Source organism: Halodurantibacterium daqingense (genome assembly GCF_042666235.1).
In the GTDB taxonomy this organism is placed as follows: Bacteria; Pseudomonadota; Alphaproteobacteria; order Rhodobacterales; family Rhodobacteraceae; genus Halodurantibacterium; species Halodurantibacterium daqingensis.
In genome coordinates, this window is sequence record NZ_JBHTFQ010000005.1 from 274730 (window position 1) to 287721 (window position 12992).

Sequence of the window (12992 nt, forward strand, 5' to 3'; positions counted from 1 at the left end):
AAGGAGCAGAATTTGCCAAGAAAGATCCTTCTGATTGACCGTCGCCCGATCCGATCGCTGAAGCTGGCCGAGGCCCTGAAACGCCAGCCTGATCTCGTGGTTCTGGATGCGGTGGTGTCCCTGCCCGTCGCCTTCAAGAGCCAGGCCATCGATCAGGTGGAGGCAGTGGTGCTGGTTATGGGCGGACCGGCCGATTCCGCCGATCTGGAACGTGCGCGCCCGGAAATCGCGCAACGGCGGCTGTCGGTCCTTGCGCTGCCCGAATCGGAACTGGACGCCGGTCGTACCGGCACGGGCAGCGACGAGTTCTGCCAGCTGGCGGCGCGAATCGGGGATCGCCTGCGCCAGACGCAGGGCGCGGGCGCCGTCGGCCTTCCTGCCGAAAACCTGCCCCTGGTCTGTATCGGCGCCTCGACCGGCGGCCTGACGGTGCTTGAGCAGATCCTTGCCTCCTTCCCGGCCGATTGCCCGCCGACGCTTATTGTCCAGCACATTCGCGGCAGTTTCAGCGCGGGCCTCGCCGATCGGCTGAACCGGATCTCGCAGCCCGAGGTGATGGAGGCCTGGACCGGCGCGCCCATCCAGCGGGGCCGCGTCTATCTGGCGCCCGGCGATCAGCACCATCTTGAATTCCGGCCCCAGCCGGTGCCGCAGTGTCGCCTGGTTTCCGGCGAGAAGGTGACGGGTCATCGCCCCTCGGTCGATGCGCTGTTCCGCTCGGTGGAACATCGGGCCGCACCGGGTGTGGCGGTTCTGCTCACCGGCATGGGCCGCGACGGGGCCCAGGGGCTTCTGAGCCTGCGCCAGCGCGGCTGGCACACGATCGCGCAGGACGAGGGCAGCTCGACCGTCTATGGCATGCCCCGCGTCGCGGCCGAACTTGGTGCGGCCGAAGACATCCTGCCCGACCGCCTGATCGGCAACGCCATCCTCCGGGCCTGCACCAAGATCGCCCAGAAACGAACGAGCGCCCTTCCATGACCACGCCTCCGAACACCATTCATGTCCTGCAGGGCGAATACCGTCTGTCGCGGCGGCCGCAGGATCTGTTCAGCACCCTGCTTGGCTCCTGCGTGGCGACCTGCGTCTATGACCCGGTCGTCGGCGTCGGGGCGATGAACCATTTCCTGCTGCCTGGCGGCGCCTTCGAGGACAAGGCGAGCCTGCGCTATGGCGTCAATTCGATGGAGCAGATGATCAACGCGTTGCTCAAGGAGGGGGCCGATCGCCGTCGCCTTGAAGCGAAGATCTTCGGCGGTGGCAGGATGCTGCCGGGCCTGCGCAACATCGGCCAGGATAATGTCGATTTCGCGCGCTGGTTCCTGAACGGAGAGAACATCCGTTGTGTCGGTGAAAGCGTGGGCGGCACCCAGGGCCGGAAGGTGCGCTTCTGGCCCAGCACCGGACAGGCCCAGATCGCCCTGATCGGGACCAACGAAGCGCCGCCGGTCGTTCCAGATCGCGTCACCGGCCCACCCAGCGCTGATCCGGGGTCGGTCACGCTGTTCTAGATCCGTTTGCCGCCAAAGCAGCAAAAGCGATGGCGCGCCCCTCACGGCACCTTCACGATCAGCGCGGACCGCCTAAGCTCCACGGCCGCGCCGGGCTTGCTTCAACCGCGTGCCAGCGCCCGCGGCTGAAGGCATGATGCGAAGCCCCCACGGTCGGCTGGCAGGCATCTTCGAGCAAGCGTCAAGGGCAATCATCCGATCCGTCGCCGGAAGCACCCGCCATCGCCAAGGGCGAAGGACCGGCGCCTCGAGGAGGCGGCAGGGGATCGCCATCGCCCGGGCAGGAGGATGGCCCGGCACAGGCCTTGAAACCCTGAATGCATGGCTGCCTGGGGTAAATGCGGCCACAGCGGGCGGGACAATCCTGGGCGGGATGGTCGGCTTCGGTCACGGCGCGCTGTCGCTGGATGGCGCCTCGGGCCGGATCGATACCGACGATCTGCATCTGAGGCTGTCGCTGGGCACGCAGATCGGTGCGACCAGCCTGCGCGGAGGGGCCAGCGGACGCGGGCGCAGGTTCTGCCGCGTCCGGCCCGCATCCCAGCACTCCATGGCTTGGCCTCTCGGGTCTGCGCGCCCGGAGGCGGCGTGGCGCAGGTTCCGCGGATGGTCATCGGTCGGGTGCCCCCCTCACATGACGGAGGCGAGCGGCGAAAGCCCCTTGGGCACGGGCCAAGCGCGCGCCCATGCACTGCCCGGGTGGCATTCCAGGGGCCGGGCAAGGGCGCAGGCCCCTCCATCCGCGGCGCCCGACCGGCTCACGTTTCCAGTCTGGCAAGGCCCCTGATCTGCCGCCCTGCTAGAGAAACAGGAGGGCAAGGATGACAACCACCACCGCCCCCAGCCCGACCATGATCAGCGGTCCGGACAGAAGCGGCCCCTGGCGCTGACCGATCGTGCGGTTGTTCTCGGCCCGCATCTTGCCGCGCGGCAGGTCGGCATCGGCGCGGCCGGCGAGTTCCGCCCGCCGGGCATGTTCAAGCTGTTCAGGCGTCGGCGGCGTTCCTGCGGCCTCGTCATCCGTACCCAGAGGGGCCGCCGCAGGGTCGGAAAACGGGATCTTGTCACCGGCCGCGCCCCGGTCGATCTCGGCCCTGAGACGGTCGGCGGTCATCTTGTCCTTCTGGCTCATCGCCTTGTCCTTCGCTTCTGCATCACGGACTGAAACAGGTGCGGACAGGTGAAGGTTCCGCGAGATTTCGTCGCGCATCATCAGGTTTTCGTTGTCTGGGATGCCGAACCTTGATCTACTTGAGGGCGAGGCGACCAAGATCATATCACCCCCGGGTGTGTCGCCCGGGCAGTTCCGGGGCGGCGATGACGCAAACAACCATCATCTTCACGGAAACCGGCGGGCCCGTGGCGCAGGCGATCCGCAACCGCAACTGGTCGCGCAGCGCCCTCGGCCCGGCGGAAAACTGGCCCGAGCCGCTGCGCCAGGCGGTGCAGATGATGATCGATGCACCCCTGCCGCAGTTCCTGACCTGGCAAGAGGGGGCTGCCGGAAAAGAGGCGGCGGTGCTGTTCAACGACGCCTTCAGCACGTCCTTCGGCCACGAGGCACAGATGCTTGGCCAGACGCCCGAAAGGCTCTGGGGCGCGGACTGGGGGACGGTTGCGCAGCTGACCCGGGGCGCATTGGACGGACGGGCGGCGCAACTGGAAGATGCGGCCCTGCATGTCCGGCGCAGCGATGCGCCCGGGATCGCGTTCTTCACCGTCGCCGTCAGCCCGCTGCGGGGCACGGCAGGCCGGATCGATGGCACGGTCGGCACCCTGGTGCCGACCACGGTCCGCGTTACCGCAGAACAGCAGGCCCGGCTGCGCAATCGCGAATTGCTGCATCGGATCAAGAACATCTTTGCGATCGTCACGGTGATCGTCCAGCAGAGCTGCCGGGGCGCGGCCACGGTCGAGGCGGTGCGCGATCAGCTTTCGCGGCGCCTTCGCACCCTGGATCAGGCACAGCGGCTGCTGATGCTGGAAGATATCGAAAGCGCCTGTATCCATGACGTGGTGCATCAGAGCCTTGCCCCTTTCCGTCAGGGACGGAACCGGATCACCCTTTCGGGGCCGCGGCATCCGATCGGCGGGCGCCAGGTGCTTGCCCTGGCCCTTGCACTCAACGAACTGGCCGCGAATGCAACCAAATATGGCGCGCTCTCGCGGGAAAGCGGCCGGATCGACCTGAGGTGGCGCCTCGACAGCCCGGCGCAGCATCTGCGTCTGGTCTGGCGCGAAAGCGGCGGGCCACCGGTGGCGCCGCCCGCCGAACAGGGCTTCGGCAGCTTTCTGATCCGTCAGTCACTTGCCGCCGAGTTTGGCGGCACGGTCGAGCTTGCCTTTCTTCCCGATGGCCTGCGATGCGAGCTTCGCGCTGGCGCCTTTCCTGGCCATCGCAGCGCCGAGCCCGCGCCAGCGGCAGATATCCGCCCCGATGCACAGCCCCCTGACCCGCAGAGCCTGCGGCGCACAGGCGCGACCTGAACGTGGGCAGAGCGCTGTCGCCGCAGGCAGTTTCTGGCCGATGCCGATGTCGGCGCGCGGGGCCGGGCGTTTTTCGGGAACGCAGGAACGGGACGGGTGTTATCCTGCCGCTGCCCTGCCCGGTGCTCCGGGCGGGGCAGCCCTGGTGGAGGACCGTCGGAAGGAGAAGCCGATGACAACGCAGCCGATCTGCCTGCCGCCCCGCACCCTTTGCCTGCATCGCCCCTTCAAGGGCGCCGCCCCATCCGGAGGCACCTGACGATGCGCCGCCTGTCGACCATCCCCCGTGATCCCGTCCCGGACGCGACCCGCGACTATTTTCGCGACGGAGCCGAATTCATTTCGCGCCGCGCCGAAAGGCTGGGAAGCGACATCTTCGAGACGCGCCTCTGGCTGCAACCGGTGATCTGCCTGCGCGGCCCCGAGGCGCTTGCGCTGTTCTATGGCGGCACCGGATTGCGCCGGCTCGGCCCTGGCCCACGCAGACTGTTGCGCCTGCCCGATCATGGCGGCCGCATCAGCCAGACCGAAGGCCCGGCGCATCAGGCGCGCAAGGCGCTGTTCATCCGTCTGCTGATGGCCCCCGGCCGCACCGCGGCGCTTGCCGAGCTGTTTCGCAGCGAATGGGCCGCGGCCCTCCCCGGCTGGGAAAGGCAGGAGCGCCTCATCCTCGGCGACGCCCTGACGCCGCTGCTTGCTCGGGTGGGCTGGCGCTGGTGCGGTCTGGAACCTGACGAGGCTGGCGAGAGCCAGCTGTCCGCCCTTGCGCGCGCCTCCGGCCGCGGGCGGCAGGCACCGCTTCTGCGCTACCGGCTCGTGCGGCGGCTCTGCCGACATCTTTACGCAGCGCGAACGGGGCGGTTCCGGCCGCAGCCGGACTCGCCGCTCGCCCAGATGCTCGCCGCGGATCAGGGCGGGCCGCTTCGGCAGAGCGCGGATGACCTTGTTGACATCATCTGCGCCGTGACGGCCGTAAGCGACTACATCATCGCCGCCGCCCTGACCCTGGTGCGCGAACCGGTCTGGTGCGCCCTGTTTCGCGCCGGCAACGCCGGGCTCATCGAGGATTTTGTCGAGGAAGTCCGGCGCATCACGCCGCTCGCCCCCGTCGTTGCGGCAAGAAGCGTCACCCCCCTGCCCTTTTCAGGGCATGTCATCCCGTCGCACCGGACGGTGTTGCTGGACCTGCGAAGCCCCCTGCTCGATGCCGGCTGCTTCCCCGAACCCACCCGCTTCCGTCCCGAGCGGATGCTGTCCTGGCGACAGGCAGAGCCCGGCTTCGTGCCCCAGGGCGGGGGCGAGGTGGCCCTCACGCATCGCTGCCCCGGCGAGGCCGCGACAGTCGCGCTGATGGCCGAAGCCGTGGCGGGCCTGTGCCATGATCTGCACTGGACGGTGCCGCCCCAGGATCTGCGCCCCTGCGCCGGGCCGGGGCCTGCCGTGCCGCGCAGCCGGCTCATCCTGTCCGGGATCCGCCGAGCGGGCGGACGCGATGGAACTTTGCCCGAGCCGGGCGGTTCAGGATGCACACAGCCGCCAGCGGAAACTGCGGCCCGCCGGGCCGAGCCGCTGGCGACAGAATAGGAGCATTCTCATGGAAGAGATCCGGAAGAATTTCGTGGACTGGCTGCGCGATGCCCATGCCGCCGAAGAACAGGCACTGACCATGCTCAAGGGGCAGGCAGGACGTATCGAGAACTACCCGGCCCTGCGGGAGCGGATCGAACAGCATATCCGCGAAACCGAAGGACAGGCCGAAGCCATCGCCCGGCTGCTGGAGCGCTATGATACCAGCGCCTCGACGCTGAAGGACATGACCAGCAAGATGACGGCCACCTTCCAGGACCTGAGCGGCGTGTTCGCCAGCGATGAGGTGATGAAGGGGGCGATGTTCAGCTATGCCTTCGAACATATGGAGATCGCGAGCTATCGCATCCTGATCACCACCGCAGAACTGCTGGATGATGCGGAAGCCGTTTCGGTGCTGCGGGGCATTCTGAAGGAAGAGGAAGCCATGGCAGACTGGCTGCTCGACAACCTCGATCCGCTGACGCGCAGCTTCCTGGGCCGGTCCGAGGCCGATCTGGACGCCAAGCGCTGAGGCCACGACCGCTTCATGAAAGACCGAAGCCCGGGCCGATCGCCCGGGCTTCCTTCTGCCCGCATGACCGGGGCCGGGGCGCTCCCGCCCGTCTTCGGCGCTGCGCGCCTCATCCCGTTGGGCGGGGCCGCGCGCAGGCGCGCGGCTGCGCATCGCCGGAGATCGCCGGGCAACGATGCCACACGAGGCGCATGGCGCGGCAGGTCAGGCATGGGGCAGGATGAGCGTGGCGGCTTGAAATCCGGCTGCCGGGCAGACCGCGGCCGATGGGCCCATCCTGCCCCGCCCATTTTGCCCAAAGGTCCGTCCCGCACCCGATCGCGGCGCCGCACAGCCGAAAAGGGCCACGACCGGCGTCCTGGCCCTTCCTGTTCTTGCTGCGGATGCTGCGGCGGGTCAGTCCTTGCTGCCCTCGCCCGCGCCATATATCGGATCTTCGTCCAGACCGTCGGCATCCTTGCCCCTTGCCTTGGCGCCCTCGGGGAAGGTCGGATGCTCGAATTCCTCGGGCACTTCGTTCTCCAACTCGTCCTGCAAATCCTTCTTCAGGGCCTCGTGCCGCTGACCGTTCGGCCCGGCGGCCGCGCCTGACCTGCCGGAATGATCCTTGGAGGAAGATGTCATCGTCGACTCCTTTTCCTTGATGGGTCCTTGAGGTTCAACCCGCGGGCGGGCGGCGCGGTTCCGTCGCCGCGATCCTCCGTCGCGGGGCGTGCGTTCTGCGCAGAATCCCGCCAGTTCCGCCCCAAGGACTGCCCTGGACGCAATCCGTGCAACAAAAACCCGCGATGGCGGTTGTTGTTGCAACGCAACCAGAGGAGATCGTGATGAAGATGAAGAATACACTCATGTCATCGGTGCTTCTTGCTTCCGTGGCAGCTTTCCCGGCCGTCGCCCAGCAGGCCACTACCGAGACCGACACCGATATCGTTTCGCCCACCGAAGAGGGCGCGACCAACGGCAGCGCGATGGACACGACGGGCGGCACCGCGGGCGGCGCCACCGGCGGCACCCAGGATGATCCGACCCGCAACACGCCGATCCTGCCGCAGGCTGAACAACCGACACAGGTTTCCCCCGAAAGCACGACGCCCGGAGCGGCCTCGCCCGGGACCAATTCGCCTGACCCCGCGCCCGGCGATCCGACCGGGGGCACCGGGGGCGCGGGCACACTGCCGGATCCAGGCCCGGATGCCGCGTCCGATGCGGAACCCGGTGCAGAACCCGGCACCGCGCCCGATGCCGCCCAGGGCGCGCCGGATGCGAACGCACCTGCCGCGACGACCGATCCCGTCCCGCAGGCACCCGCCGCCGACCTGGGCGGCCCGACCGGGGCTGCGGGCGTGACCCCGCCGGATGGCTTCGAACCCTTCGACGATCCGCGAACCCTGACGGCCGAGACCCTGACCGGGCAGACGGTCTACGGCGCCAATGATGAAAACATCAGCAGCATCTCGGATCTGGTGCTGGAGGCGGACGGCAGCATCACCGCCGTGATCCTGAACGTCGGCGGGTTCCTCGGCTTTGGCGCCCGCGACGTGGCTGTTCCGTTCGAGGAACTGCAGATCTTCCGCAGCGGTCAGGATGACCTGCGGGTCTATCTGCCCTGGACCGAGGAGCAGCTTGAAGCCCAGCCGGAATATACCCCCGAAGCCGAAGGTGGCACGGGTGAATACGGCGCAGATGGCCCGGTTCCGGTTGACGGCACGCTGGGCGACGGTGGCGCCGATGGCCTGGGCGGTGGCACTGGTGCGACGGGCGGTGAAACCGCGCCCGCTGCCAATCAGTAACGCCTTCGCAACGACATCATGGAAGGCCCGCCCCGGGGCGGGCCTTCTGCAAGTCAGGGCCGCACGGCGACCACTTCGATTTCGACCAGCCAGCCCGCATTGGCCAGGCCGGCCACCTGAAAGACCGATCGCGTGGGCAGGTTCGGCTGCGCCTCGGTTCCGAAGAACTGGCGATAGCCGTTCATGAATCCCGCGAAATCCATCGGGGTGTCGGCATCCGGCGCGACCAGATAAACCTGCATCTTCACGACATCCGACAGCGACAGATCAAGGCTCTCCAGCGTATCCGAAATGGACTCGAGCGTCGTCACGGTCTGCGCCTCGGTATCGCCATAGGCGGCAAGGGTGCCACGCTCGGCGGTTTCATCGACCACGCGCGGCACCGCGCCGCTCAGGTAGACCAGCGTCGCATCGGCCGGGATCTCGACGGCGCGCAGGATCGGAAAGTCCGAATTCGGGATCGGATGGCGGATCACCTCGGCCTGCAGCGGAGTGGCCAGGGCCATGGCGGCAGCCAGGGCTGCGACGATACGTGTCTTCATCGGTTATCTCCTTGAGGATGGGTCAACGGTGGGCGGCGACGGCTTCGGCCGTCACAGGGTCGGCATAGTCATTGCCAAAGTTCGTGCGGATGAAGCTCACCACCTCGGCGATCTGGTCATCGTTCAGAACCCCGCCCAAGGGCGGCATCGCCTTCTGGCCATGGATCGTCAGGCTGATCGCGTAATCGGGGAATTCAAGCCGGTCATTGCCGGCAAGCGCCGGGTAATGGCCCGCCCCCTCGGCGCCCTGGCCGTCGGGCATGTGGCATCCGGCACAGACGGCCGAATAGATCGCGGCACCGCTTTGCTGCGTCAGGGCCGACCGGCTGGCGAACCAGGCTTCGGGCTCAAGCTCCTGTGCCGTGGCAGGCAGGGCTGCAAGAAGGGCGAACAGTGTCAGGACAGGTTTCATGATCTCTCTCCTTCAGCCATTGACCACGCGGTCATGCAGCCGCGAAATCGCATCGAGCGAGGACAGGATTGCCCCCTCCATCCAGGCCGGCAGATAGGACAGATGTTCGCCGGCCATCACGACGCGCCGATCCATCGCCACGGCATCCTGATACTGCGCGGCCTTGTCCTGCCAGATGCCGTAACAGCCCATGACCCAGGGCACCCGGTGCCAGGCGACGGCAACGCCGCTGGTGAAATGGTCGCGGTACTGCGGATGGATCTGCGCGCCATAGTCGAGTGCACGCGCGATCCGGTCTTCGGGCGGCAGCGCGTTGAACTGATAGGATGTGGCCCCCCAGCTGTAAGCCCCCAGCAGAACGCCGCTGCCACGGCGGAAATAGTCGTTCGAGGGATAGCTGATCATCGAGATCGGCAGATCGGTATAGGTGATGCCGCCGAAGATCTGCTCATCCTCTTCCCAGAAGCGGCGATCGAATTCGAGCCCGACCTTGATCGAACTTGCGTAATGCATCGTGTCGATCACATTCGACAGCGGGCCCGACAGGTTGTGGTCCACCTGCCCCAGCACCGAGAAGGGCAACGTGCAGACGCAGTAATCGGCGCGCAGCTGTTCGGTGCTGCCGGGGCTGCGCCGGTCCTCAAAGGTGACCGTCACACCTTCGTCGTCCTGTTCAAGCGCCACGACGCGGGTGTTGAAGCGGATCAGATCCTCGACCTCCCGCTGCATGGCCTGGGCGATCATGTCCATGCCGCCGCGCGGCTGGAACATCGGCATCTGGGTGTTCATCGAGTCACTGGCCGACAGATGTTGCCAGAGCCGCGATTGCAGCACGCTGGACAGATCGAGCGGATCGTTGGGGATCGGTTCGCCCTCCACCCCGCCACCGGGCGCACGTTCATAGCCGCGCCGCCCGCTGGCCGAGCTCGACCGCTGGTAACGCATCTCGCTGTCCAGCGCGCCGAAACTGCGCAGGGATTCCAGCAGCAGCGCGCGATCCTCGGCGCTTACCATCTGTTCCAGCGCGCCCTGGTCGGTCACCTTGGACAGAAGCTCGGCCACGTGGCCGCGATAATCGGCGCTGATTTCGCGCTGCCGGCGCGGCGTACCGTCGAAGGCGGTGGTGGAGTGCAGATAGGCGTTGCGGTTGTCCTGCAGGAACGGCTCCAGCTCGACCCCGAGGCGCTGGCAATAGTCCAGAACCGCATGGTGATGATAGGGAATGCGCCAGGGACCGGGGTTGAAGTAGTTGCCCTCGGTAAAGGCCACTTCCTGCTCGGCCCCGCCAAGTTCGGTGTAGCGGTCCCCGCCGCGCAGCGTCCAGCAACGGCCACCGGCCTTTTCGCGGTATTCCAGCACCTGCACCGAATAGCCGGCAGCGCGCAGTTCCATCGCGGCCACCATTCCGGCAAGCCCGGCGCCCAGCACCAGAACCGTGGCCCCCTGCGGATCGCCCTCAAGCCGCACCGGCCCGGTATAAGGCGAGGCATGGGCCACGCCCAGCATTGCCATCGCCTGATACATGGCCGAAGCGCCGGCCACCGTGCCGATCATCCCAAGCAATTGTCGCCGTGTCGGGGCGAGTTGCGGTTCTGACATTTCCGTTCCCTCTTGCTGCCATCACTCTCGGGCGCATGCCGGCGTGCCGCGCCGCAGCAAAGCGGCGAGGGGGTCACGCTTCCACCTCTGGTGGAGCATTCCGACATGCGCGATCCAATCCCCTGGAAGGGGGTCGTTATCGCTGAACGCGAATTCCTTAGTGATGCCCGCCGTAACCTGCTGTGTTTGCTGGATCATTATCAGCAGTCGCCGCAGGATCATCGCCAGGTGACGTATGATCCCACTGGGCAGAGGGGCACCTCCGCTGTTGTCGGGTTCAAGGCTATACAACCCCCGGTTCATGTCAACCACGCGGCCCATCAAATTTCTTGATCCGGTTTCACACCGGACCTTCTGCACCTGCAGCATCTTGACGCTCGGGTTGATGCAGCCTAGGTAGCCTTTGCACAAACTGCAAATTTCATGACCGACACCAGACATCCCCCTTCCCTGCGCGACCGGCGACGTCGCCAGACCGCACGCGACATCCAGGCCGCGGCGCTGCGGCTGGTCTGCGCACAGGGCTTCGACCAGGTGACGACCGAGGCGATTGCCGCCGAGGCCGGCATCAGCCCACGCACCTTCTTCAACTATTATCCCTACAAGGAGGCCGCGATCGTCGGACCGCCGCCCGCCCTGCCGGCCGAAGCCGTAGCACGGTTTCTTGCCGCCGAAGGCGCGGTGCCGACCGATCTTGCCGCGTTGATGCGGGCGCATCTGCTCGCGCTCGAAGACGCACGCGAACGGTTCCGCATCCTGCGCAGCCTTGCACGGACCCAGCCCAAGATCCTCGCGCTGCATCAGGGCTCGATCCTCGCGCTGCGCGAGGGGGTAGAGCGGCTCGTGGCGCAGCGCCTGCCCGACGACCCGGTTCTTGCGCGTTATCTTGCGATGCTCACGCTGGATGCCGCGCGCATTGCCCTCGACCATTGGCTTGAACATGACGAACCGCTGGCCCAGGTGCTGGATCGCGTGCTGAGCCGTCTGCCCGATCTGGGCGCCCTTCTTCTGCAGTTTTCCCCGTCAGGATCCGCCCATGCCCCGCTCTGAACCGCTCTGGCGGCCGTTCCTGTTCTTTCTTCTGCCGCTGATGGCGACGAACATCCTTCAGTCGTTGTCGATGACGATCAACAACATCTTCCTTGGCCGCATGCTGGGGGTCGAGGCGCTGGCCGCAGCCGCCGTGTTCTTTCCGGTGGCCTTCTTCTTCATCGCCTTCCTGATCGGCCTTTCGGCGGGCGCCACCGTGCTGATCGGGCAGGCGTTCGGGGCCGCGCAGCGCGACAAGATGCAGGCGATCACCGGCACGGCCCTGGGCGTGGCCTTTGTCGGCGGCGTCCTGATCGCGGCCACCGGCGGCATTCTGGCCCCCGCGATCATGGGCGGGCTCGGCACGCCGGAAACCATCCTGCCCGAGGCGATCGCCTTTGCCCGGACCAGCTTTCTGGTCATGCCGCTGACCTTCCTGTTCCTTGTCTCGGCCTCGCTGCTGCGCGGCACCGGGGACACGATGACGCCGCTGCTTGCGCAGCTGTTCGCGACCGTCCTCGCGGCGCTGCTGACGCCGGCGCTGATCCGCGGCTGGCTTGGCTTTGCCCCTATGGGCGCACCGGCAGCGGCGCTGGCCTCGGGCCTTGCCTTCGGCCTTGCGCTGCTGGCGCTGGCGGTCTTTCTGGTGCGTATCCGTCACCCGATGGCGCCAGACCGGGCACTGCTGCGCAAGCTGGTGCCGGATCTGCGTCTGCTGTGGCTGGTGCTGCGCATCGGCCTGCCGACGGGGGTGCAGGTGGTGGCGGGGTCGATGGCCGGGCTGGTCATCGTCGGGCTGGTCAACAGCTTCGGCTTTCAGGCCACCGCGGCCTATGGCGCCGTGGCCCAGGTTCTGACCTATGTGCAGTTTCCGGCGCTGTCGATCGCGATCGCCGCCTCGGTCTTTGGCGCACAGATGATCGGCGCCGGCCGGACAGACCAGCTCTCGGAGGTGTTGCGCACCGCGATGGTGATGAACCTTGTGCTGACCGGAAGCCTGGTGGCCGTGACCTACGCGGGGTCGCGGCACCTTGTGTCGCTGTTCCTGACCGACCCCGAGGTGATCGAGCTCAGCCAGCAGCTGCTGCACATCATCACCTGGTCGGCGCTGATGTTCGGGGCGGGCACGATCTTTTCGGGAATCATGCGCGCCTCGGGCACCGTTTTGGTGCCGATGCTGATCGGGCTTTTTGCCATCGTCGCCGTCGAACTGCCGGTGGCAATCGTGCTGTCGAACATGATCGGCCTGCCGGGGATCTGGTGGGGCTATGTCGCCTCGTTCGGGGCGATGATGGTGATGCAGGGCTCGTTCTACTGGTTCGTCTGGCGGCGCAAGACGATCCACGCGCTCGTCTGATACCGCGGCGATGGCTTGCGGAGGGCGCGCCTTCTGCCTAGCCTCGTCCCGCACAGGCAGGGAGCGCTGATGCCGCAGATCCGACCGCCATGCCGCGCAGCCGCGGCCACCGCACGCAGGCGTCGGCCCGCGGCATCCCTCGCGTCCCTGCGTTCGGGGCGCCG

14 protein-coding genes are annotated in these 12992 nt (G+C 67.1%); 8 read left to right on the forward strand and 6 right to left on the reverse strand.

Annotation, left to right across the window (positions count from 1 at the left end):
* Positions 1-12 precede the first annotated feature (12 nt).
* A complete protein-coding gene (locus ACFQXB_RS11105) occupies positions 13-981 on the forward strand; it encodes a CheB methylesterase domain-containing protein (protein WP_377403367.1) in 969 nt (322 codons plus the stop codon).
* Complete coding sequence (locus ACFQXB_RS11110; RefSeq protein ID WP_377403369.1) at positions 978-1511, forward strand: chemotaxis protein CheD; 534 nt, start codon at positions 978-980, stop codon at positions 1509-1511. Before ACFQXB_RS11105 ends, ACFQXB_RS11110 begins: the two co-directional genes overlap by 4 nt.
* Before the next feature lie 799 nt (positions 1512-2310).
* On the opposite strand, the gene ACFQXB_RS11115 is transcribed toward ACFQXB_RS11110, so the two are convergent.
* A complete protein-coding gene (locus ACFQXB_RS11115) occupies positions 2311-2643 on the reverse strand; it encodes a hypothetical protein (RefSeq protein ID WP_377403371.1) in 333 nt (110 codons plus the stop codon).
* 185 nt (positions 2644-2828) lie between these two features.
* Here ACFQXB_RS11115 and ACFQXB_RS11120 point away from each other — a divergent pair, with 185 nt between their 5' ends.
* The 3 genes from ACFQXB_RS11120 to ACFQXB_RS11130 all read left to right on the forward strand — a co-directional run bounded on the left by ACFQXB_RS11120 (position 2829) and on the right by ACFQXB_RS11130 (position 6099).
* The gene (locus ACFQXB_RS11120) at positions 2829-3998 is read left to right on the forward strand and encodes an HWE histidine kinase domain-containing protein (RefSeq protein ID WP_377403373.1); all 1170 of its coding nucleotides are present in this window, start codon (positions 2829-2831) and stop codon (positions 3996-3998) included.
* A gap of 261 nt (positions 3999-4259) precedes the next feature.
* On the forward strand, positions 4260-5582 hold the full coding sequence (locus tag ACFQXB_RS11125; protein WP_377403375.1) for a cytochrome P450: 1323 nt from the start codon (positions 4260-4262) through the stop codon (positions 5580-5582).
* Between the two features lie 10 nt (positions 5583-5592).
* On the forward strand, positions 5593-6099 hold the full coding sequence (locus ACFQXB_RS11130; RefSeq protein WP_377403376.1) for a ferritin-like domain-containing protein: 507 nt from the start codon (positions 5593-5595) through the stop codon (positions 6097-6099).
* Positions 6100-6495: 396 nt separating this feature from the next.
* Here the strand turns inward: ACFQXB_RS11130 and ACFQXB_RS11135 are convergent, their stop codons facing one another.
* A complete protein-coding gene (locus tag ACFQXB_RS11135) occupies positions 6496-6723 on the reverse strand; it encodes a hypothetical protein (protein ID WP_377403378.1) in 228 nt (75 codons plus the stop codon).
* A 203-nt stretch (positions 6724-6926) separates the two neighbouring features.
* Between ACFQXB_RS11135 and ACFQXB_RS11140 the strand changes: the two genes are divergently transcribed.
* Positions 6927-7889 carry a PRC-barrel domain-containing protein gene (locus ACFQXB_RS11140; protein ID WP_377403380.1) on the forward strand — a complete coding sequence of 321 codons (963 nt, stop codon included), beginning with the start codon at positions 6927-6929 and terminating at the stop codon, positions 7887-7889.
* A 53-nt stretch (positions 7890-7942) separates the two neighbouring features.
* Here ACFQXB_RS11140 and ACFQXB_RS11145 read toward each other — a convergent pair whose 3' ends face one another.
* Genes ACFQXB_RS11145 through ACFQXB_RS11160 form a run of 4 tightly spaced genes read right to left on the reverse strand, consistent with a single transcriptional unit; the run spans position 7943 to position 10883 of the window.
* A complete protein-coding gene (locus tag ACFQXB_RS11145; protein WP_377403382.1) occupies positions 7943-8431 on the reverse strand; it encodes a RidA family protein in 489 nt (162 codons plus the stop codon).
* A 22-nt stretch (positions 8432-8453) separates the two neighbouring features.
* On the reverse strand, positions 8454-8843 hold the full coding sequence (locus ACFQXB_RS11150) for a c-type cytochrome (RefSeq protein WP_377403384.1): 390 nt from the start codon (positions 8841-8843) through the stop codon (positions 8454-8456).
* A gap of 12 nt (positions 8844-8855) precedes the next feature.
* On the reverse strand, positions 8856-10442 hold the full coding sequence (locus tag ACFQXB_RS11155; RefSeq protein WP_377403386.1) for a flavin monoamine oxidase family protein: 1587 nt from the start codon (positions 10440-10442) through the stop codon (positions 8856-8858).
* A 21-nt stretch (positions 10443-10463) separates the two neighbouring features.
* A complete protein-coding gene (locus ACFQXB_RS11160) occupies positions 10464-10883 on the reverse strand; it encodes a hypothetical protein (RefSeq protein WP_377403388.1) in 420 nt (139 codons plus the stop codon).
* Here ACFQXB_RS11160 and ACFQXB_RS11165 point away from each other — a divergent pair.
* Complete coding sequence (locus tag ACFQXB_RS11165; protein ID WP_377403390.1) at positions 10866-11492, forward strand: TetR family transcriptional regulator; 627 nt, start codon at positions 10866-10868, stop codon at positions 11490-11492. The genes ACFQXB_RS11160 and ACFQXB_RS11165 overlap by 18 nt on opposite strands.
* Positions 11479-12828 (forward strand): MATE family efflux transporter, encoded by a 1350-nt coding sequence (locus ACFQXB_RS11170; protein WP_377403392.1) that lies wholly within the window; start codon positions 11479-11481, stop codon positions 12826-12828. Before ACFQXB_RS11165 ends, ACFQXB_RS11170 begins: the two co-directional genes overlap by 14 nt.
* The last annotated feature ends 164 nt before the right edge of the window (positions 12829-12992 follow it).

What these genes read in the sequence shown, in the direction of transcription:
- ACFQXB_RS11155 (WP_377403386.1), bottom strand. Translation starts at nt 10,442, where the DNA reads ATGTCAGAACCGCAACTCGCCCCGACACGGCGACAATTGCTTGGGATG.
- ACFQXB_RS11130 (WP_377403376.1), top strand. Translation starts at nt 5,593, where the DNA reads ATGGAAGAGATCCGGAAGAATTTCGTGGACTGGCTGCGCGATGCCCAT.
- ACFQXB_RS11110 (WP_377403369.1), top strand. Translation starts at nt 978, where the DNA reads ATGACCACGCCTCCGAACACCATTCATGTCCTGCAGGGCGAATACCGT.
- ACFQXB_RS11170 (WP_377403392.1), top strand. Translation starts at nt 11,479, where the DNA reads ATGCCCCGCTCTGAACCGCTCTGGCGGCCGTTCCTGTTCTTTCTTCTG.
- ACFQXB_RS11160 (WP_377403388.1), bottom strand. Translation starts at nt 10,883, where the DNA reads ATGTCTGGTGTCGGTCATGAAATTTGCAGTTTGTGCAAAGGCTACCTA.
- ACFQXB_RS11140 (WP_377403380.1), top strand. Translation starts at nt 6,927, where the DNA reads ATGAAGATGAAGAATACACTCATGTCATCGGTGCTTCTTGCTTCCGTG.
- ACFQXB_RS11120 (WP_377403373.1), top strand. Translation starts at nt 2,829, where the DNA reads ATGACGCAAACAACCATCATCTTCACGGAAACCGGCGGGCCCGTGGCG.
- ACFQXB_RS11150 (WP_377403384.1), bottom strand. Translation starts at nt 8,843, where the DNA reads ATGAAACCTGTCCTGACACTGTTCGCCCTTCTTGCAGCCCTGCCTGCC.
- ACFQXB_RS11165 (WP_377403390.1), top strand. Translation starts at nt 10,866, where the DNA reads ATGACCGACACCAGACATCCCCCTTCCCTGCGCGACCGGCGACGTCGC.
- ACFQXB_RS11145 (WP_377403382.1), bottom strand. Translation starts at nt 8,431, where the DNA reads ATGAAGACACGTATCGTCGCAGCCCTGGCTGCCGCCATGGCCCTGGCC.
- ACFQXB_RS11135 (WP_377403378.1), bottom strand. Translation starts at nt 6,723, where the DNA reads ATGACATCTTCCTCCAAGGATCATTCCGGCAGGTCAGGCGCGGCCGCC.
- ACFQXB_RS11125 (WP_377403375.1), top strand. Translation starts at nt 4,260, where the DNA reads ATGCGCCGCCTGTCGACCATCCCCCGTGATCCCGTCCCGGACGCGACC.
- ACFQXB_RS11115 (WP_377403371.1), bottom strand. Translation starts at nt 2,643, where the DNA reads ATGAGCCAGAAGGACAAGATGACCGCCGACCGTCTCAGGGCCGAGATC.